A 20,445-nucleotide genomic window follows, 5' to 3' on the forward strand; every position below is an offset into this window, starting at 1 on the left:
TCGTTCCTTAGAACGGCGGCGGGGGCATGATTCCCTATAATGGCAAACCTCGATGGCTCCACGGAGCCAACTCACAACCAACGCACCGTTCTGGTTCTAGATCGGGTTTACGGCAGAGCCGATATCTATCAGCAGCTCTTGCAGCAGCATGGTGAACTGTTGTATCAGGTTGTGGCTCAACTGTATGACGGCCCAATTCTAGACCTGTGTAAAACCCAGCAAATCGATGGCATTCTTTTAGAGTCTCACCATCCCGACAGCCGCAGTTTTGAGCTAGTGCAACAGCTTAAGGCCCAGCTGCGCCATCGGTGTCCGCCAATCATTGTGATCGGCGAGAACAATGTCAGTGCAGCCATCCAGGCAATGAAACTGGGGGCGATAGACTATCTGTGTCGCGATGAGTTCACCGCTGATCAGCTTTGGCGGGCTCTTGATGGGGTGATGCCCTGCGCTCACTCAGTCACCTACCCCAGAGCGCAGGATCGAGAACGGTTTCTTGCTGTGGGGTCAGATCTACAGGCGATCGCCGGCTACGACGGCTATTTTCGTTGGGTGAGCCCCACCTTTGAACAGGTGCTGGGTTGGACGATCGCCGAAATGACCGCCCGCCCCTGGCTTGAGTTCATTCATCCAGAAGATGTCGCCCCATCGATCGCAGCGGCAGAAACCCTGCTCTCCGGCAGCGAAATTTTGGCTTTTGAAAACCGCTATCGCCGTCGAGACGGCACCTATCGCTGGCTGCGCTGGCGCTGTCAGCTGGATACTGAGCAGCAGGTGAGCTACGGCACAGCCGTTGACATCAGCGCGCTCAAGCAGTCTGAGGCCGCCCTCGACAACAGCTATGACGATCTCGTCGAGCAATCGCACATCTTTGATGCCATGCTTTCGGCCATCAGCGATTTTGTCTACCTCTTCGATCGCCAGGGCCGCTTTGTGTTTGCTAACCAACCCATGCTCGACCTGTGGGGATTGTCGTTAGAAGATGTGGTCGGGAAAAATTTCTTTGACCTCAACTACCCCGAGTCGCTGGCGGCCAAACTTCAGCAACAGATTGAGCAGGTGTTTACCACCGCTCAACCCGTCAGAGATGAGATTTCATACACCAGCCCAACCGGCATCAGCGGCGTCTACGAATATATCCTCACCCCGCTGACTGACCCCGAGGGCTCAGCGCAGGCGGTGGTGGGCTCGACCCGCAACATCACCGAACGCCAGCGCGCCGCCGCCTCACTGCAAGAGAGCGAAGAACGGTTTCGCCTGATGGCCAACACGGTGCCAGAAGTAATCTGGATTGCCGATGCAGCCGGCCGAGTCGAGTTCGTTAACCAGCAGTGGAGGAGATATACGGGGGCCGATAGCGAGCCGACGACAGCAATAGAGGCGCTGATCAGCTGCGTCCATCCAGACGACATCACCATAACGCTGAACACCTTCAGACGGGCCATGGAGAGCGGGAGTTTATTTAGGGCTGAGCACCGCATCCGCTCAGAGGCTGGCTTCTACCACTGGTTTTTGATTCAGGCTGAACCCTATCGAGATCCGCAGACTGACCAGATTGTGCGCTGGTTTGGCACCCTAGTCGACATCCACGATCGCAAGCTAGCTGAAGCCGCCCTGAGCGCCTCAGAGGCCAAATATCGATCGCTATTTAACTCCATGGACGAGGGCTTTTGCATTTTGCAGATGATCTTCGACGAGCAAGATCGGCCCATTGACTACCGCTATATCGAGACCAATCCGGTCTTTGAGCGGCAGTCGGGGCTAGTCAACGCCCTCGGTAAAACCATGCGCGAGCTGGTGCCCAATATCGAACCCTTTTGGTTCGACATCTACGGCCGAGTTGCGCTCACCGGCGACCCCATGCGCTTTGAAGACCATGCCCAGTCGATGGGTCGATGGTTCGACGTCAACGCCTTTCGCGTTGGTGCCCCCCACGAGCGCAAAGTGGCCGTGCTCTTTCAAGATATCACCGGTGCCAAAGAGGCCGAGGCCCGGCTGCACCGAGCGGCCAAACTAGATGCGTTTCGCGTCATTCTGGCCGATGCGCTGCGGGTGCTGACCGACCCCCTCGAAGTGCAGGCAACCGCCTGCCGCCTGATTGGCGAAGAATTAAACGCCAGCCGCGTTTACTACTACGAATACAACGAAGCCACTCTAACGGGTATCGTTCACCACGACTATAGGCAAGACGACGAGCCCAGCATGGTGGGGGATTATCGGTTTAAAGATTTCTCGACTGTGCATACGCTGCTGCGCACGGGGCATCCGCTGTTGCTGGCCGACGTGGCCAACACCACGATGCTGACTTCAACCGAACAGGCCCAGTTTCAAGCCTTGGGCATGGGTGCCCTGGTCTGCATTCCCCTGGTCAAAGACTACCAGCTCGTCGCGGTGTTCAACGTCAGTCATGCGGTCCCCCACGACTGGACGGCCCTTGAAATTTCGCTGATTCACGAAACCGCCGAGCGCACCTGGGCGGCCGTCGAGCGCGCCCAGGCCGAAGCGCGGCTGAGCCAAAGCGAAGCCCAGTTTCGCCTGCTCGTCACCGCTAGCTCAGACACGCTATATAAAATGAGCGCCGACTGGAGCGAGATGTATAGCATTGATGGCCAGGCGTTTCTACCCAACACCGATCGCCCCAATCGCTCATGGCTAGACACCTACATTCCCCAAGGCGATCGCCCGCGAGTGCAGGAGGCCATTCAGCAGGCCATTGGCGACAAGCGCCCCTTTGAGCTAGAACACCAGGTGTTGCGACCAGACGGCACCGTGGGCTGGACCGTGTCGCGGGCGGTGCCGCTACTCAACGAGCACAATGAAATTGTGGAATGGTTTGGAGCGGCCAGCGATGTCACCGAGCGCAAGCAGCTGCTAGAGCGCGAGCAGACGGCGCGGGAAAATGCGGAACGGGCCAATCGCACCAAAGACGAGTTTTTGGCAATTCTCTCCCATGAACTCAGGTCGCCGCTCAACCCCATTTTGGGCTGGGCTAAACTGCTTCAGACCAATCAGCTCGACGCCGACAAAACTCGTCGCGCCCTGGCGACCATCGAGCGCAACGCCAAGCTGCAAACCCAGTTGATCGACGACCTGCTCGATGTGGCTAAAATTCTGCGGGGCAAGCTTGAGATTAGCGATATTGCGATCAATTTGGCTTCGGTGATTGAGGCCTCTATCGATGTGGTAAGAACCGCCGTGCAGGCCAAAGCGATCGCGCTGCACTCCACCCTAGCCGACAACTGCCTGGTCAGAGGAGACAGCACCCGCCTACAGCAGGTGGTCTGGAATCTGTTGTCTAACGCGGTTAAATTTACGCCCCAGGGCGGGCAAATCGAGCTGTACCTTGAAGCGGTAAACGGTTGCGCCCAGGTGACCATCAGCGATACCGGCAAGGGCATTAGCCGCGAGTTTTTGCCGCAGCTCTTTGACTCGTTTCGCCAGGAAGATGTGTCAATTACTCGCCAATATGGTGGGCTGGGGCTAGGGCTGTCGATTGTTAAGTACTTGGTCGAAGCCCACGGCGGCAGCATTGTCGCCGATAGCCCGGGCGAGGGGCAGGGGTCAACCTTTACCCTGCGGCTGCCGCTAATGACCGATGCCGCCATTCCGTCTCTTGAGGAGCCCCGGCTGCCCACCGTCATCGACTTAACGGGAATCAAAGTGCTCGCCGTTGATGACAGCCAAGACAGCCTCGATTTAATTGCTGCGGTGCTGAGTCAGTACGGGGCCGAGGTCAGAGTCGTGGCTTCGGCCCATGAGGTTTTGCCCCATTTGGCCAATTTTGAGCCCGATGTCTTGGTCTGTGACATCGCCATGCCCGACATGGATGGCTACGCCCTGCTGCAACAGATTCGCCACTTACCGCCTGAATATGGCAGCCAGGTACCGGCGATCGCTGTGACCGCCTTTGCCCGCGAGGAGGATCGCCACCGCGCCTTGGCCAATGGCTTTCAGCAACATATGACTAAACCCATTGAGCCCGAAAGGCTGCTGCTGGCGGTGACAGAACTGGCTATGGTCAGACGTACCGCTTACAGTGGGCCTTTGGAGTGAGGCGATCGCCCTAGTGGTTTGCTAGGTCAAAGATGGCGAGGGGGGTATAAGGTTCAAGGTGCAGGGTTTTAGGGTTACGCCTTGCCTTAAACCTTGTACCTTGAACCCTATACCGCTTGGTCAAATACTAGGCAAGGTTTCAGCGGTGGCGGGGGCGATCGCCCATCGACAGCATCGATGGCCAGGATAGACGGAGGATTTTGCTGAGGCGATCGCCCTTCGTTAGGCTAAACGCAGGCTGTTTTCGGTGGATCCCCCGCTATGGATATTGGGCTGGCCTTTGGGCTGTCGTTTGGGTTGCTGCTGCTGAGTGCGGTGCGGGGCATATTTATCGCCTATCCGCTGCTGCTGGCCATGGCCTTATTTGTGGGGGTGCTGCGAAGGCGAGGCTTTTCGCTGCGGGCGCTGGCGACGATGGGGTGGAGGGGCAGCCAAAAAGCCCTGCCCGTGATCGGGGTGCTGCTGATTATTGGTGCCGTCACCGCCAGCTGGATGGCGGCGGGCACGGTGCCAACGCTGGTGTACTACGGCCTCCAGGTGGTGACGCCCCACAGTTTTGTACTGGTGGCCTTTGGATTAGCCAGCGCCGTGTCGCTGCTACTGGGCACGTCCTTTGGCACCGTGGGCACCGTGGGGGTGGCACTGATGATTATGGTGGCCGAGGGCGAAACTAGCGGGTTTGCTCGCCCCCTGATTGCCGGAGCAATTATTGCGGGGGCCTACGTGGGCGATCGCGCCTCACCGATGTCCTCCAGCGCTCTGCTAATTGCTGCTATCACCCGCACCGACTTATACGACAACATTCGCCGCATGTGGCGCACCTCGCTGCTGCCCCTGGGACTGGCGATCGCAATCTATGCCGGCTTTGCCGGGTTCGCCCCAGTGCCACTGGCCGAGTCGAGCCTGGTGGCCGACCTGGCAGCCGAGTTTCGCCTGGGCCCAGTGGCGCTGCTGCCGGCGGGGGTCATGGTGTTGCTGTCGCTGCGGCGAGTGGCGGTGCAGCGGGCCATGGTGGCCAGCACCGCCACAGCGATCGCCCTGGCGATCGCCCATCAGCACTACAGCGGCTGGCAGGTGCTGCAATATCTACTCACCGGGTTTCACCTTGAGGCTGACTCGCCGCTCAGCGCCATTGTGCTGGGCGGCGGCGTGGCGGCAATGCTGCGGGTGTCGCTGGTGGTGGTGATCTCCACGGCCTTTGTAGGCATTTTTGCCGAAACGCAGCTGCTGCAACGGCTGGAGCGATCGCTGGAACGGGTGAAAACGCCGGGCGATCGCCTTCGGGCTACCACCCTGGTTGGCACCCTTTCGGCTGCCTTTGGCTGTACCCAAACCATCGCCATTTTGCTGACCCAGCAGCTGCTCGGCCCCACCTACCACCGCACCGATGCCCCGCCCCCAGCACTGGCCCTCGACCTAGAAAATACCGTCGTGGTGATCTCCCCGCTGATTCCCTGGAACATCGCTGGGCTAGTCCCTGCCACCATTCTTGGGGTGAACGCGGGCTTTATTCCCTTTGCCTGCTATCTCTACCTGCTACCGCTCATGAGTCTGGTTTGGTTGAGGGGGCGATCGTCTCCGGGTGAGCCCCTAGGCAACTTGCCCCCAAGCAAACAACCCGTGGCTGAGTTTGATCACTTTAAGGGGGATCTTTAGTCCTGCTACCCCTTGCCTCGCTAGAACTGGTTTTTGCACCCATTGGGTCAGGAGTCCTATGAGGTTGCCAGAACTGTAGAGCAACTCGTTGATGTGGGCAAAGCGCCGTAGGTGAAGGGTCGGCAGGTGGTTTCAATACCTTAGAAAAGCTAAAAACCCATAGCCTGTACCAAGGCTATGGGTTTAAAGTCGCTTGGGTCTGAGGACTAACGTCGGAGCAGTCAGCTACCCCGACTCAGCAACCTACCGCTCGCAACTACACGACAGGGTTCCAGCTAACTTCCGTAGTGGGTAACACAACGCCCTTATCTAGCTTTGTACCATCCATAAGCCACAGTACATTTTCTCCAGATCCTGGATGGTGCCAGAGAAGATCTAGGTTACCATCCTGGTTAAAGTCAGCGGCTCCCTTCGCCTTCCAGCTGGCTTCAGCAGCAGTGGTTTCATAACCCTTAACAAGGGTAGTACCATCCATTTCCCAGAACACGTTGACACCAGCAGTGCGGTGTTCCCAGAAAATGTCCACATTGCCATCTTTGGTAAAGTCGCCGACAGCCCCCACCTCCCAATCGAGGCCTGGATTGACGCTAATCAACTCTCCAGAGACTAGGTTAGTGCCATCCATAAACCAGACCGCAAGCCCACCCGTATTGGTGTTGCGCCAGAGGATATCGTCTTTACTATCGTCGTTGAAGTCGCCAGATGCAGCCACCTTCCAGCCAGCAGTACCAGCAGTAGGTACAAGAGCGCTAGACATAAGGTTAACCCCGTCCATGAGCCAAACAGCGACCTGATTAGAGACTTTGTGTTGCCAGATTAGATCGGATTGACCGTCGCCATTGAGGTCACCCAATGCCTTAATGTCCCAGGTGACGTCTGTTACAGCCGGCGAGAGAAAATCACCTCTGGAAAAGTTGATGTTGTCCATTAGCCAGAATACTGACTCTCCAACGTTCTGATGCCGCCAAAAGATGTCGACAGAACCGTCGCCGTTAAAGTCAGAGGTGGCGTTGAACTTCACGACGCCCCCGCTAGTGGACGCACTCGTCAGCGACTCTGAAGTGCCCTGTCCATCCACGTAGCTCACCGCTACCTGCAAAAACTGGTTTACCTGAGCATTGCGGGGGCTAAAGGTATTACCAGTCGCGCCGTCAATGTTGCTCCAGGTAATGCCATCGCTAGATTGTTTCCACTGATAGCTCAGAGTGCCTAAGCCATCAGCATCAGCCAGGGTAGAGGTATTTGCGGTTAGGATTTGACCCTGGGCGACGGTGCCGTTGATGGTGACGCTGCCCGTAGGTGCGTCGTTGACATTGGCTACTTTAGTTGCCGTAGCATTGCTTAAGACCGATTCAGCGGTACCACCGCCATCGGTGTAGCTCACCCGCGATCGCACAAACTGGCCGACCTGCCCCTGGGTGAGGGTAAAAGTATTGGCCGTAGCCCCAGCGATAGCCGTCCAGCTGTTACCATCGCTAGATTGCTGCCACTGGTAGTTCAAGGTACCAAGGCCATCAGCATCTCCCAGGGTAGAAGTATTTGCGGTTAGGATTTGACCCTGGGAGACGGTGCCATTGATGGTGACGCCTCCCGTGGGTGCGTCGTTGACATTGGCTATTTTGGCTACCGTGGCATTGCTGTTAACGGTTTCGAGGGTGCCGCCGCCGTCGGTGAAGCTCACCTGCGATCGCACAAACTGGCCAACTTGGGCTTGGGTGAGGGTAAAGGTACTGGCCGTGGCCCCAGCAATCGTTGCCCAGGTGATGCCATCGGTGGACTGCTGCCACTGGTAGTTTAAGGTGCCCAGTCCATCGAGGTCTCCCAGAGTGGAAGTAGCTGTGAGCAATGAGCCTTGCTCCGCAGTACCGGTGAGGGTGACGCCACCTGTAGGTAGGTCGTTAACGTTGGCAATTTTGCTAGCTGTAGAAGCGCTAAAGACCTCTTCAGCAGCGCCAAAGCCATCGACGTAGCTCACCCGCGCCCGCACAAACTGACCTACGCGCTCTTGGGTGAGGGTAAGGGTACTGGCTGTGGCACCAGCGATCGCCGTCCAGGTGATGCCATCGCTAGACTGCTGCCACTGGTAGTTGAGTACACCCAGTCCATCTAGGTCTACTAAATTGGATGTGTTTGCGGTAAGTACGCTGTTTTGCTGGGGAGCACCACTGAGGGTAACAGGAGCACCAACCGACGTAGCAGCTAGAGTATTGTGGCCGCTTGCTGTTAACGCTGGGGCCAGGGCGACAAAGGTATTGGTCACAGGGTCCCAACTAGAGAAGTTGGTACTGTTATATCCATTTAGATAAAATAGACCCTCGCCTGCATCTACTGCCGCCGACAGCCACCTGCCTACAGGGTTGTTAGCGGGGCTAACCTGCTCAAGCGCCAGCGTGTTGTTGGCTAAGTCGTAGGCATAAATTGGGTATTCAAAACCCTGCGAATAGTAGCGCCCATCGTAAATTTCGCCGAATCGACGAGTTTCGCCGGAGCCAATCTGGCCATCAATATTAAACGTCGTGATGGTAGCAGTGGCTAGGTTTACTTCCCAAGCAACGTACTGACCATTTTGGCTAACTACAAACTTACCTGTTATTGGGTCATAGTCTGCCGCTGTAGACGCTTGCCCAGGCAACGCCAAAGAATTCCAAGTCCCACCTTGGGTGTAGTAAAGGGTAGTTTGTCCTTGGGCTGTAAGGATAAACTCATTATTGTTGGTAACCTCTAAGTTGCCAGAGCCCCAATTCACATTTGGCCCAGCCTGCACATTGACCCAAGTATCAGTGTCAGGGTTGTAGCGCTGAATAACGTTGGTGGCGTTGTTCAGCATGTACAACTCGTTATCGGCTGAGACTGCCAGCTGAGTAGAGGTAGTGATGGGGTTTAGGGCACTCCAAACGTTGGTTGTTGGGTCGTAAACCTCAAAGTTATTGACATTACTATCGATAGAAGTGCGGTATACCTTTGCAACGCTCAAACCACCAGGAGAATCGTTGACGTTAGCGATTGTGGTGGCTGTGGCATTGCTAGAAACCGTTTCGAGGGTGCCGCCACCGTCGGTGTAGCTCACCTGCGCTCGCACAAACTGACCAACCTGCGCCTGGGTAAGCGTAAACGTACTCGCTGTTGCGCCAGAGATAGTCGTCCAGGTAATGCCATCGGTAGACTGCTGCCACTTGTAATTTAAGGTGCCCAGGCCATCGGCATCGCCCAGGGCAGAGGTATCGACGGTGAGAACAGCATTTTGTGCAGCAGTGCCGCTGGCAGCGATGCCGCCCATGGGTGCGTCGTTAACGTTGGCGACTTTGGTGGCGGTAGCATTGCTGTTAACAGTTTCGAGGGTGCCACCGCCGTCGGTATAGCTGACCTGCGATCGCACGAACTGGTTGACCTGCGCTTGGGTAAGGGTAAAGGTACTGGCCGTAGCCCCAGCAATCGTTGTCCAGTTGATGCCATCAGCAGACTGCTGCCACTTATAGTTCAAAGCGCCGAGGCCATCGGGATCTCCCACGCTAGAGGTCGCGGTGAGCTGTGAATTCTGCGCTGCTGTACCGCTCAGGACCAGGCTGCCCGTGGGTGCGTCGTTAACGTTGGCCACTTTGGTTGCCGTGGTATTGCTGTTAACGGTTTCAAGGTTGCCGCCGCCATCGGTGTAACTAACCTGTGATCGCACGAACTGGCCAACCTGCGCCTGGGTGAGCGTAAAGGTGCTGGCTGTAGCCCCAGCAATAGTCGACCAGGTCATGCCATCGGTCGACTGCTCCCACTTATAGTTCAAAGCGCCGAGGCCATCGACATCCCCCAGAGTAGAGGTCGCGGTGAGCAGTGAACTCTGTGCTGCTGTACCGCTGAGGGTCACACCGCCCGTGGGTGGGTCATTAACGTTGGCAATTTTGGTTGCCGTGGCATTGCTGTTAACAGTTTCGAGGCGGCCGTCACCATCTGTGTAGCTGACCTGCGATCGCACGAACTGGTTGACCTGGGCTTGGGTGAGGGTAAAGGTACTGGCCGTAGCTCCAGCAATCGTTGTCCAGGTAATGCCGTCGGTGGACTGCTGCCACTTATAGTTCAAGGTGCCCAACCCATCGGCATCGGACAGAGTAGAGGTCGCGGTGAGCAGTGAACCCTGCCCTGCTGTACCGCTGAGGGTCACGCCGCCAGTAGGCATGTTGTTAACTTTGACAACAGTGCTGCTAACGGTTGCGAGGGTTCCGCCGCCGTCGGTATAGCTTACCTGCGACCGCACAAACTGGCCAACTTGGGCTTGGGTGGGCGTAAACGTACTCGCCGTTGCCCCAGCAATGGTCGCCCAGGTCATGCCGTCCGTAGACTGCTGCCACTGGTAGTTCAAGGTGCCCAGGCCATCAGGATCTACCAAGGTAGACGTGGCAGTGAGCAGTGAACCTTGCTCTGCTGTACCACTGAGGGTCACGCCGCCTGTGTATGGGTCGTTGACGGGGGTAATCGTGATCGTGGCCGTGCTACTGGCGGTCTCACCAAGATTATTCTTGGCTGAGACGGTCAGCGTTTTCGATAGCTCAGGGGCATCAGACGTGTTGTTATACTTAACCCTTTGAGCGATCACAGACAGCATGCTGTCATTGGGGTTTACCGGTACTACGGCCTGGGTTACGACCACATCATCAATAAAGAGCTGTGCCCCTGCCGCTCGACCACCCGTAAAGTCGAACGTGCCCGCAACGAAAACGAACCGATATTCCCCTGCTTGAGTAATGTTGACGGTTTGGGTTGCCCACGTCGTCGAGGCAGTGTCACTATTTCCCGTCTGGTTAAGGATCGTAACAATATTGCCCGTGTTGACGTCAACAAGATAGCCGTAAACATCATAGGCATCACCGCCACCCTGCGCCTGCCATTCAAAAGAGACCTGGTCGCCAACTGACAGTTGCACCGTGCTGTTGCTATAAATAGACGGGCCACGCACGATATCATAGCCAGTCCGGGTCTGAATGCCAGAACTTCTTAACTGAACAGAATTGCCGCTCCCATCGTTCTGGGTACTACTGAGTACTGTGCTAAACGTTCCTGGGTTAGTAGGTGTATTTTGACCTCGATCAACGTTATTAACCGGGAAGGTCGTATCGGTGGGGGTGGGCGACCCGGCAATCGTATCGATGCCGAACCTTACCTGCTGGTTGACACCGGTCCAACCTGTGATCGTCGTGCTTCCAGCTGTACCCAAATTGAAGTTGCCATTCTCGAAGCCGGCGGAGAAGTTAATACGCAATTTTTGACCATTTTGGCCATCAAACGTGGAGTCAACATTGCCGATAACCGAGGCGGCACTGCCATTCCCTACATAGACAGCATTGCCAACAATCGAGATTTGACCGTTGCCGGTAGCTGGGCTGCCATCTGTCGTTAAGGTCAAAAAGTCAGACGAAGTGGCTGTACTGAGGCTAAACTCGACATACCCACCCTTGTAGTTTGTACCTCCGGAGAAGGTGATGTCGTTATCCAGGATATAGGCAGGACCTTGCTCGCTATAGGATGAATTGCTGAGATTATTAATGATGGGAGCTAGATTGCCGGCCCAGGAGGCGAGTACGGGAGCGCTAAAGGGGGCGAGGGCAGTGGTCTGAGTCGGACTAACCTCTAACGACCAGTACCCTTGACCAATCACCTGGCGAGAAGCAGCGATCCCAGCACCGGTTAGCTGGTGCAGCTTTTCAATAAATTCTTCGCCCGCATCTCCGGCAGCGACGTTGCAGCCGTAGAGCAGCAGGGTAGGGTTTGAGATTTGAGGAGAGAACCACGACCGTAGCGCTTGAGCATGGTTCTCTAAATTAGTCAGATTGAGCTGAGTGTTGCCCAAGTGCAAAACACCAGGAGCACCGTGGGAGACAAGATGCACAGTGCTGGTGGGGTAAGCCTCAAGGTAGTTGGTAATCTGAGCAATACCATCCACATCGGCAGCTAACACCTTGACAGCAACATCAGGCAACACACCACTTACAAGGTGTTGAACGTCGCTAACGTTGGCGTCGATAAAAACAACGGACTGGGCATGCTGAAACATTGTGTACTCCTAGTGGAATGAGCGAGATTTTGGGTTTCGCTGGTGTTTCAAGAGCGATGAGGCGCTGAAAAACCAGCAGCCGATGAACCTGAAAGGCCACGCTGCAATCTCGAAAATAATGGCAGGCAAACAAAATCTTGGGAGAAAATCGGCTTTTTCCCAACAAGTATTAAACGGCTACAACTGAATTAGTTAGCAGGCTTTGCTTCGTTTGCGGCAGACCAAGGCTACTAATAAATTGAGGTGAATTAAGCCAATTTGGTGTGGGCCTAGATTTTTTTTTAGATTACTACAAAGCAACTCAAGGATTGATGAAGTTATTGTTGCTTGAGCAATAAAATTAAAAAGTTTATAGCTCAGAAATCTAAAGCATAGAGTGTGCCAACAGATTCAAGTTAGAAAATAGAACGAAGATAGCCTGGGCTTAAAACATACACGGATCCTTTCCGAAGAGTGGATTAAACACAAGAGAGGAAAAGCTGTCAAAGGTTATTCGCCACCGAAAGCATATCCCTCTAGTGAATGTGCCCTATTCTCGTCAAGAAATCTCAAGCATCTGATCGTGTTACAAACCGTCACTCAAACTTTGTTAGTGGCCCACTTTTTTCGCACCTTTTATATCTTTGTCTCTATGAAGAAAGTCACAAAATTTAGCTATAAAGTACAGTAATTTCCCTGATGTAGGAGCAAGTTCTCTCGATGGGTGTGGTGCTGTTTGGGTACAAAACAACTTGGCTAGGCGATCGCAATGGTCTGCCCTTCAGCCTAATTTGCTCCTTTAAGCTACTAGTTGAAAATACGGTCATTTCTCTCCGGATTAGGATTACTGGCAGCCCGTAGTTAAGAGAAAACCCCTATTTTTTGGATAACAGTAGCCGCGATAGCCCTAAGCTTTCGCACCATCGCTTTGCTCTTAAGCCTGCTATCCGCTGACGCAGGTGCATTTCAGCGGTACTCACTCACCTGGCTCTGCTGAGCCAGTAGTCTGGGGCGCAGCTCGCTGCGATCGCCGCCTACCAGCAGCGATTCGAGCCGTGATTTACTATGCGGGGTAATAGGACTTGACCGCAAGCTATGAAGATTCTCTATTTCAAACCCAAATATCTCGGCGTTTTAGCTCTTGCTCAACATCGTGGGTTAAGTGGTAAGCCCTAGAACTGACCGGTGACAGATGCCTTAATCCTGTATTGTATCGGTGTCTAGTTTGGTAGCTAATGTCCCTTGGGAAGCGCTACCGCCACCCAGAGTCTGCAACGTCTGAGCCAAATCTAGCCCCGTGGCCTGCTTCATCTGTTCCATAAACGAGGCCAGCTTGGTGGCACTGCCGCCGCGGCCCGGATCGATCACGGTGATGCTTTCGACCTGCACGTCGGGCACGGTATCGACCAGATTTGCCAGCAGCGACTCCAGCTTTTGGAAGAGAAAAATTTCTCGGGCGTGGTCGCCTGCGGCCTTCCAGGTGGTGGCCAGTTCGCGAATGCCCTCGGCGCGGGCGCGACCGTCTTCGACGATGCTGGCGGCGTCGCCCTTGGCGCGGGCCTGGGCCTGCTGGCAAGAGGCGGCGGCAGGGGCAATCACATCGGCCTGGAGCTGCTGTTCGACCTGGTTGCGGCGTTCGCGCTGGACGGCGAGTTCGGCCTCGGTGCGAGCAACTTCGGCGGCGATTTCCGACTCGGCTTCAGAGATGGCGGCTTGACGCTGGCTAAGGGCGTTTTGCAGGCGGCGATCGGCATCGGCGCGGGTGGTCTCTATTTTGGCCTCGATCTGGCGCAGGGAGGTGCGTTTGAGGTTTTCGGAAGCCTGGAGAGCTGACTGGGTTTTGGCCTCGGCTTCAGCGATGCGGGCGTCGCGCAGCAAATCGGCTCGCTGTTTGCGCCCGATCGAGTTGAGATAGCCAACATCGTCGGAGATGTTTTGAATTTGCAGGTTGTCGAGAATCAGACCGAGTTGGGCCAGGTCGTCGTCGGCTTCGTCGAGCAGGTTGCGCACAAAGGCCATCTTGTCTTCGTTCACCTGTTCGGGGGTAAGGGTAGCCAGCACGCCCCGCAGGTTTCCTTCCAGGGTTTCGCGGGCAATTTTTTCGATTTCTTCACGGCTTTTGCCCAGCAAACGCTCGATCGCATTGTGAATCGCCGGTTCTTCGCCCGCAATTTTAATGTTGGCTACGCCATCAACGTTGAGGGGAATGCCGCCCTTGGAGTAGGCGCTGGCGACCTTCAGCTCGATGATCATGTTAGTGAGTTCCATGCGGAACGTTTTTTCGAGCAGGGGTTTGCGAATACTGCTGCCGCCTTTGACCAGTCGATAGCCGACACTGTGACCATCGCCGACGGTGCGGCGATCGCCCGCAAAGATCAGCACTTCGCTGGGCTGGCAGATGTAGTAGAGGTTTTTGATAATCAGCAGCAGACTGCCGGTGGCCCCGAACATGACGACCAGGAGGGTGAAGATTAGGCTCATGGGGTTTGCTCCGAGGGTAGGGAGTGGGGGGTGGGAGGTGGAGGGGTGAGGGGGGAGATGGCCGCCAGGGGAATGCCGAGGATCTCTTCGGACTGGCGCAGAAACTGCTTCACCATTTCGGGATAGGCGTTGAGGAGCGATGCGATCGCCTTGCCATCGCCGTTGTCGATCACGTTTACCTGCCCCAGGTGCAGCCGACCGGGAATTCGCCCCGCCTCTTTCAGCACCATCTCCAGCTGCTGTACCAAGAAGATTTGGGAGGCATCTACCCCCGTTTCTTGCCAGACCTGAACCAGCATTTGGCTGGCTTGGGCCGAGGCCTTAGCGTTTTCTTCAAGGGTGGCGGCGGTTCCTCGGGCCTGAAATTCTTGGGCGCGCTGCTGGGCCTTGGCGGGCAGCACCTTTTCTACCTCCAGACGGGCCTGTTCCAGATGGGCGCGAATCGCCTGGAGCTCTCGCTGGGCGCGGGCGCGGGCCTCTTCAGCGGCGGCCTGGGTGCGCTCTTCTTCAATGCGGGCCTGCTTTTCGACCTCGGCGGTGATGCGGCGCAGCTCGTTTTCTTTTTCTTGAATCACGGTGCGGGCCTGGGTTTGGGCCACTTCGGCCTCGCGGGAGCTGTCGGCCTCAATTTGCTCGGCTTCGGCGACGGCATTGGATTCGGCAATTTCGGCATCGCGCACGACATTGGCGATCTGCCGCCGCCCAATGGAGTTGAGGTAGTCAACCTGGTCGGCAACGCTTTGAATTTTGAGGGTGTCGAGCTGTAACCCCAGCTTGACCAGGTCGTTGCGCACGTCACTGGCGATGCGCTCGGCAAACTGGAGCCGGTCTTCGTTGAGCTGTTCGGGGGTGAGGGTGGCGACCACACCGCGCAGGTTGCCCTCCAGGGTTTCCCGCGCCACCCGAGAGATTTCCTCTCGGCCCCGACCCAAAAAGCGCTCGATCGCATTGCCAACCAGCACCTCGTCGCGGGCAATCTTGACGTTGGCGATCGCCTGAATATCCAGCGGCGTGCCCCCCTTCGAATAGGCATTGGTGACCTCAATCGGCACCGGCATGGTGGTCAAATCCATAGTTTTGACCGTTTCGAGAATGGGAATGCGGAAGGTGCGGCCGCCGTAGATCACCCGGTAACCCAGGGTCTGACCATCGGCACGGCGGTACCTGCGCCCGGAGATAATCAAAATTTTGTTGGGGTCGCAAATCTGCACTAGCGCGTTAACCCCCCAAATGGTGATCAAAACCGCGAAGATCAGGACGGCGATCGCCCCACCTCCCAAGGCGCGCCCTCCGCTCTGCCCAATTACCGGAGCGGGCGGCATCACCTCCGCGATCGCCACCGTATCGGCCCTAGTCATTCCATCCGTCATACATAACCTCTTCCTTGGTTCTTAATCTCTAGCGCCAGGCCATATCGAGAATGTGAGGAGTGAGGGAGGTGGGGAGGGTAAGGGAGGTGAGGCTTCAGTGCTTCCCCATCTCCTTAATCTCCCCTACCCCACTACCCATCCACTCTCCTACCCACTACCCCATTACTCCCGCAACCCATCCGCCGCCGCCACCCACAGTTTGTTGTGCTCCATCCCCACCACCAGCACCGTCTCACCAGCGCGAAACTCGCGTTCTTCCTGGGTAATGGCAAAAAAACTGACGGTCGAGCCGGCAATGCTGAGGCTGACTTTGCCTCGGCTATTGGTATCAAAGGGAATTTCCACGGTGGCGATCTGTCCGGTCAGGGTTTCGGGGCGAATCAGGCTGCTGACCGACTGCTGACCGAGCGATCGCAGCACCAGCGCCGCCACCAGCCCGCAAAATAAGCCCATCAACAGCGCAATTAACGCCCCCAACCACCCCACCAGGTCGGGCTGAACAAGGTTAATCAATAGCCCCGTCAGCCCAAAAAAGCAGAGAGCAAAGGTCCAGAATCGCAGGCTGAGGAAGGGCAGCCACCAACGACCGCGCAGAACCCTCAGGGTTTGGTCAATTTGGGTACCTACATCAATGTCGTCAATATTGGCGGACGCTTCGACATCAAAGTCAAAATCGGTGTCGATGTCTACGCCATCGAGCCCTCCGACGGCGGCCAGCAAGACAAAAATGCCCCCGACAACAAAACACAGACCATAGATCAGCATAGTTTGGCGGCACCTCACGGGGTTGGCCAGGTTAATCCCCGTTGCCAGGGTACTCGCGCCGCCCTGGTCTACGCCCGTGTTCTTTACTAATTGGAACGTGGGAGAAACCGCGGTCGCCGTGGCCGGGTGTCGACCATGGGCGGGCAGGACTGCTGCGGTATAGCAAAAGAATGAAACATAGGACAGCCTAAAACGCCAGAATGCAAGCTTGTTGAGCATTCTGGCGTTTTAGGCTGTCCTAACCAATGCTTCACCTACTATGGGGCGAGTCAAACCGCATCGGCAGCCTCTACAGCATGGGATGGGGGATGGGCAAGTTTTACGTTGATTAGGGGTTCAGGCAAAATGGCCTGACCGTCATCGGCCATTACTTCGACGGTGCCGCGAAACATGTTCATGCCGCAGGCAAATTCGTAGCGACCGGGCTGGGTCGGGGTGAACTCGATCGCTGTGGTCTGGTTCACCGGCAGCGCCTGGGCAATGCGAAAATCAGGGAAGCGCACTTCTTCTAAGCAACTGCTGGGGTCTTTGCGGTAGAAGTTGAGTCGCACCGGCTGCCCCGCCTGCACCGCAATATAGCTCGGGTCGTAGCCACCATCGACGGTGATGGTCACCTCTTGCACCCCGCCTGTAACCGTGGCTTGACGCGATTTGGGCTTGCTCAGCAGAAACCACCACAGCTCTAGGCCAATCAGGCCCAGCCCGGCTCCGGTGACAGCCGTCCTAGCCCACAGCGGTTGTTCAATGCGCTGAAACTGCCCGGTTGGCTCAGTGGTGCGATCGCTCATGGTGTCGTGGTCAACCTGGGCCGGGGTGCCGCTAGCGAGGGCGAGGGACAGGGCCAGACTGGCGAGAGTGGTGAGGAGAAAGTGTTTAAGTTTCATGGGAAAGCTCCTGGGGGTGGGGAGGGTGAGGGAGGTGGGGAGGGTGAGGGAGGTGGGGAGGGTGAGGGAGGTGGGGAGGGTGAGGGAGGTGGGGAGGGTGAGGGAGGTGGGGAGGGTGAGGGAGGTAAGGAGGGTGAGGGAGGTGAGAATTTAGTTCTTCTCCATCTTCCTCATTTCCCCTATCTCCTCCATCACCCTTGCAACCTGGGCCGAAAGTTCCTCAATCTCAGCGCATTTGTCACCACCGACACTGAGCTAAAGGCCATCGCTGCCCCAGCAATAATGGGGCTGAGCAGCCAGCCAAAGATCGGGTAAAGAATGCCCGCCGCAATGGGGATGCCCGCAACGTTGTAGATGAAGGCAAAGAACAGGTTTTGGCGAATGTTGGCCATGGTGGCGCGGGAGAGCTGAATGGCGGTGACAATGCCGTGTAGGTCGCCCGAGATCAGGGTGATGTCGCTGGCGGCGATCGCCACATCCGTCCCCGTGCCAATCGCCATGCCGACATCGGCCTGGGCTAATGCGGGGGCGTCGTTGATACCATCACCGACCATCGCCACCACCTTTCCTTCCCGTTGCAGACTTTCGATCTGGGCGGCTTTTTGGTCAGGGCGCACTTCGGCAAAGACGCGGGTAACACCGACTTCGCGGGCGATCACCCGGGCAGTGCGGTGGTTGTCGCCGGTCAGCATCACCACCTCTAGGCCCATGCGTTGCAGGGTGCGAATGGCGGCAGCCGAGGCGGGTTTGACCGCATCGGCGATACCCAAAATCGCTTCCACCTGGCCATCCACCGCTAGCCACACCACGGTGCGACCCAGGTATTCGGTGCGCTCCCACTGCTGTTGTAGGCGATCGGTGTCGATGCCGAGTTCTTGCATCCAGCGATGGGTGCCAATTTGGACGCGTTGACCCGCCACAGTACCCTGAACACCGCTCCCGGCAACGGCCTCAAAGCTTTGGGTCGCCTCTAGGGTCACCCCTTGAGCTTGGGCATAGTTGACTACAGCTTCGGCCAGGGGATGCTCGGAGTTGCGTTCCAAAGAGCCCGCTAGCTTCAGCAAATGCAGTTCGGTAGCGGTGCCGTTGACGGTCAGGTAATCCGTCACGGTCGGCTTGCCCTGGGTAATGGTGCCCGTCTTATCGAGCACGATGGTTTGAATTTTGTGGGCCAGCTCCAGGCTATCGGCCCCTTTAATGAGGATGCCGTTCTCAGCGCCTTTGCCCGTGCCCACCATAATCGAGGTCGGCGTCGCCAGACCTAGAGCACAGGGACAGGCAATAATCAGCACTCCCACAGTGGTGATCAGCGCCATGGTGACGTTGCCCATCACGTTGTACCAGACGATAAAGGTGAGAATCGCGATCGCTATCACCACCGGCACAAACCAGGCCGTCACCTGGTCAGCCATTTTCTGAATTGGGGCCTTCGACCCCTGGGCCTGCTGCACCAGCTTGACGATCTGGGCCAAAAACGTGTCTTTGCCGACGCGAGTAGCGCGAAACTTGAAGCTGCCAGTTTTGTTCAGCGTCGCCCCAATCACTTCATCCCCCACAGTCTTCTGCACAGGCACGCTTTCGCCCGTCACCATCGCCTCATCCAGGGTAGAAGCACCGTCAATGATCTCGCCATCGACCGGAATTTTCTCGCCAGGGCGCACCAAAATAATGTCGCCTAGCACCACTTCAGCGATGGGAATATCCACGGCTTGGCCACGGCGAATTACCCGTGCGGTTTTGGCCTGTAAACCTATCAGCTTGCGAATGGCTTCAGAGGTTTGGCCCTTGGCCCGGTTCTCTAGCAGTCGCCCCAGTAAAATTAGGGCGATAATTACGGCTGCGGCTTCAAAATACACGTCGGGGTTCAGCCCTTGGTCAATAAACCACTGGGGATAAAACGTGGGCAACAGTGAATAGAGAAATGCGGTGCCGGTGCCCACTGCGACCAGCGTATCCATGCTAGCGGAGTGGAGTTTGAGGGCTTTCCAAGCGTTAATAAAGAACGAGTTACCCGCCCAAAACAGCACGGGCGTGGTCAGCACCAGCTGAAGCCAGGGGTTGTGCAGCCACGTCGGAATCAAGGGAATAGGCAGACCCGTCATCATGGGCAGCGAGCCAATTACAAGAATGCTGCCGATCGCCAGGCTAAACACGGCTTTTCGAGTGAGTTTGCGGTTTTCGGCCTCTCGCTCTCTGCGCTCGGCATCGTCTTCCGGCGCCATAACATCCTCTAGGGGTTGGGCCGTGTAGCCCGCCTCATCCACCGCCGCTTGAATCTCAGCCAAATTGGTCTGCCGGGGGTTGTAGGTGACAGCCGCTTGCTCAGCCCCAAAATTGACGTTGCAAACATCAACGCCGGGCACCGAGCGAATGGCGTCTTCAATGTTGCTGGCGCAGGCGGCGCAGCTCATGCCTCGCAGCTTAAAGGTTTGGTTTTCCATCGCTTTGATCCTCAAAGTTTGAGTAGGCTGTGGGCTCAGGCCACGGTGTAGCCAGCGGCGGCGATCGCCTGTTTAATCTCAGTTTCAGAGGCTTCGGTGGTAACGTTGACCTGCTTCGTTTTGGGGTCAGCATTCACATGCGCCGTGGCATCGATCGCTTGAATCGCCTGGGTAACAGTATTGACACAGGCAGAACAGGCCAGGTTAGGAACAGTCAATTGAATCGTCATGGCTTAGCCTTTGAACTCGTATGGCTCTATGGTGAAGCTTCCAGTGAGCTAGAGAGTCAAGGGGGTAGGGGTATATTTATTTGGCTTTGCTGGCGCGGCAGGTTGATTGGAGGCCAAACGGGGCGATCGCATCCTACCGCTAACGCCAATGGTGATCCCCTACGGATGCAGCAAGATGTTCTTTCCCGCTATCGGAGGGAATCACGAGTGTTGAGCAGCTAGACAAAGAGGCCCAACGCAAGTCGGGGTGATTCAGTCGCGGCAAGAACCATGCGATCGCGCTAAATACGCTGAGAAGCTGCTGACAATTTAGGGTTATTCAGTTCAATCAGTGCAGCGGTTAGAAGCTGTAAAAGAATAAGTTCAGGAAACGTGTGCCGCTGTTTCTCCTGGATGGATGATGTAGTTGAATACTTTCCCGTAGTCGTGAGCAAACATAGGGGGCCTTCGGCATAGCCTTACTAATGCCTTTGTATCCCATACCCACGTAAAGCGATTTCCACAGAATGATACTCCGCTTCCAGCTGAGTCGTAGCCCAAAATGTGGGC

Annotated in this window: 11 protein-coding genes; 3 read left to right on the forward strand and 8 right to left on the reverse strand. The window is 56.4% G+C overall.

Features of this window, described 5'->3' with window-relative positions; all coding sequences use genetic code 11:
• Positions 1–39 precede the first annotated feature (39 nt).
• Both H6F75_RS13765 and H6F75_RS13770 read left to right on the forward strand, forming a co-directional pair.
• Positions 40–4,053 carry a PAS domain S-box protein gene (locus H6F75_RS13765; protein WP_190753049.1) on the forward strand — a complete coding sequence of 1,338 codons (4,014 nt, stop codon included), beginning with the start codon at positions 40–42 and terminating at the stop codon, positions 4,051–4,053.
• A gap of 261 nt (positions 4,054–4,314) precedes the next feature.
• Positions 4,315–5,709 (forward strand): Na+/H+ antiporter NhaC family protein, encoded by a 1,395-nt coding sequence (locus tag H6F75_RS13770; RefSeq protein ID WP_190753050.1) that lies wholly within the window; start codon positions 4,315–4,317, stop codon positions 5,707–5,709.
• A 256-nt stretch (positions 5,710–5,965) separates the two neighbouring features.
• Here H6F75_RS13770 and H6F75_RS13775 read toward each other — a convergent pair whose 3' ends face one another.
• The 6 genes from H6F75_RS13775 to H6F75_RS13795 form a co-directional block, all read right to left on the reverse strand.
• Positions 5,966–11,746, reverse strand: a complete 5,781-nt coding sequence (locus H6F75_RS13775; RefSeq protein WP_190753051.1) for a DUF4347 domain-containing protein — start codon at positions 11,744–11,746, stop codon at positions 5,966–5,968.
• Between the two features lie 945 nt (positions 11,747–12,691).
• Positions 12,692–12,817 (reverse strand): hypothetical protein, encoded by a 126-nt coding sequence (locus H6F75_RS28510; RefSeq protein ID WP_277874266.1) that lies wholly within the window; start codon positions 12,815–12,817, stop codon positions 12,692–12,694.
• A 105-nt stretch (positions 12,818–12,922) separates the two neighbouring features.
• Entirely contained in the window at positions 12,923–14,206 is a 1,284-nt protein-coding gene (locus tag H6F75_RS13780) for an SPFH domain-containing protein (protein WP_190753052.1), read from the reverse strand.
• The gene (locus H6F75_RS13785) at positions 14,203–15,528 is read right to left on the reverse strand and encodes an SPFH domain-containing protein (protein WP_190753068.1); all 1,326 of its coding nucleotides are present in this window, start codon (positions 15,526–15,528) and stop codon (positions 14,203–14,205) included. The genes H6F75_RS13780 and H6F75_RS13785 overlap by 4 nt, the downstream gene beginning before the upstream one ends.
• Before the next feature lie 210 nt (positions 15,529–15,738).
• Positions 15,739–16,341, reverse strand: coding sequence for an OB-fold-containig protein (locus tag H6F75_RS13790; protein ID WP_190753053.1), 603 nt, complete (start codon positions 16,339–16,341; stop codon positions 15,739–15,741).
• 269 nt (positions 16,342–16,610) lie between these two features.
• A complete protein-coding gene (locus H6F75_RS13795; protein ID WP_190753054.1) occupies positions 16,611–17,225 on the reverse strand; it encodes a cupredoxin domain-containing protein in 615 nt (204 codons plus the stop codon).
• On the opposite strand from H6F75_RS13795, the gene H6F75_RS13800 reads away from it, so the two are divergent.
• Positions 17,224–17,379 carry a hypothetical protein gene (locus H6F75_RS13800; RefSeq protein WP_190753055.1) on the forward strand — a complete coding sequence of 52 codons (156 nt, stop codon included), beginning with the start codon at positions 17,224–17,226 and terminating at the stop codon, positions 17,377–17,379. The two genes, H6F75_RS13795 and H6F75_RS13800, sit on opposite strands and share 2 nt — an antisense overlap.
• 37 nt (positions 17,380–17,416) lie before the next feature.
• On the opposite strand, the gene H6F75_RS13805 is transcribed toward H6F75_RS13800, so the two are convergent.
• Positions 17,417–19,666, reverse strand: a complete 2,250-nt coding sequence (locus tag H6F75_RS13805; RefSeq protein ID WP_190753056.1) for a heavy metal translocating P-type ATPase — start codon at positions 19,664–19,666, stop codon at positions 17,417–17,419.
• A 35-nt stretch (positions 19,667–19,701) separates the two neighbouring features.
• Positions 19,702–19,896: a heavy-metal-associated domain-containing protein gene (locus H6F75_RS13810; RefSeq protein ID WP_190753057.1), complete on the reverse strand. Its 195-nt coding sequence runs from the start codon at positions 19,894–19,896 to the stop codon at positions 19,702–19,704.
• Between the last annotated feature and the right edge of the window lie 549 nt (positions 19,897–20,445).

Origin of the sequence: Nodosilinea sp. FACHB-131 (assembly GCF_014695395.1) — a bacterium.
Classification (GTDB): Bacteria; Cyanobacteriota; Cyanobacteriia; order Phormidesmidales; family Phormidesmidaceae; genus Nodosilinea.

Bases quoted from the DNA above. Each gene is read 5' to 3' on its own strand.
- H6F75_RS13765 (WP_190753049.1), top strand. From the start codon at position 40: ATGGCAAACCTCGATGGCTCCACGGAGCCAACTCACAACCAACGCACC.
- H6F75_RS13770 (WP_190753050.1), top strand. From the start codon at position 4,315: ATGGATATTGGGCTGGCCTTTGGGCTGTCGTTTGGGTTGCTGCTGCTG.
- H6F75_RS13775 (WP_190753051.1), bottom strand. From the start codon at position 11,746: ATGTTTCAGCATGCCCAGTCCGTTGTTTTTATCGACGCCAACGTTAGC.
- H6F75_RS13780 (WP_190753052.1), bottom strand. From the start codon at position 14,206: ATGAGCCTAATCTTCACCCTCCTGGTCGTCATGTTCGGGGCCACCGGC.
- H6F75_RS13785 (WP_190753068.1), bottom strand. From the start codon at position 15,528: ATGCCGCCCGCTCCGGTAATTGGGCAGAGCGGAGGGCGCGCCTTGGGA.
- H6F75_RS13790 (WP_190753053.1), bottom strand. From the start codon at position 16,341: ATGCTGATCTATGGTCTGTGTTTTGTTGTCGGGGGCATTTTTGTCTTG.
- H6F75_RS13800 (WP_190753055.1), top strand. From the start codon at position 17,224: ATGGGAAAGCTCCTGGGGGTGGGGAGGGTGAGGGAGGTGGGGAGGGTG.
- H6F75_RS13795 (WP_190753054.1), bottom strand. From the start codon at position 17,225: ATGAAACTTAAACACTTTCTCCTCACCACTCTCGCCAGTCTGGCCCTG.
- H6F75_RS13805 (WP_190753056.1), bottom strand. From the start codon at position 19,666: ATGGAAAACCAAACCTTTAAGCTGCGAGGCATGAGCTGCGCCGCCTGC.
- H6F75_RS13810 (WP_190753057.1), bottom strand. From the start codon at position 19,896: ATGACGATTCAATTGACTGTTCCTAACCTGGCCTGTTCTGCCTGTGTC.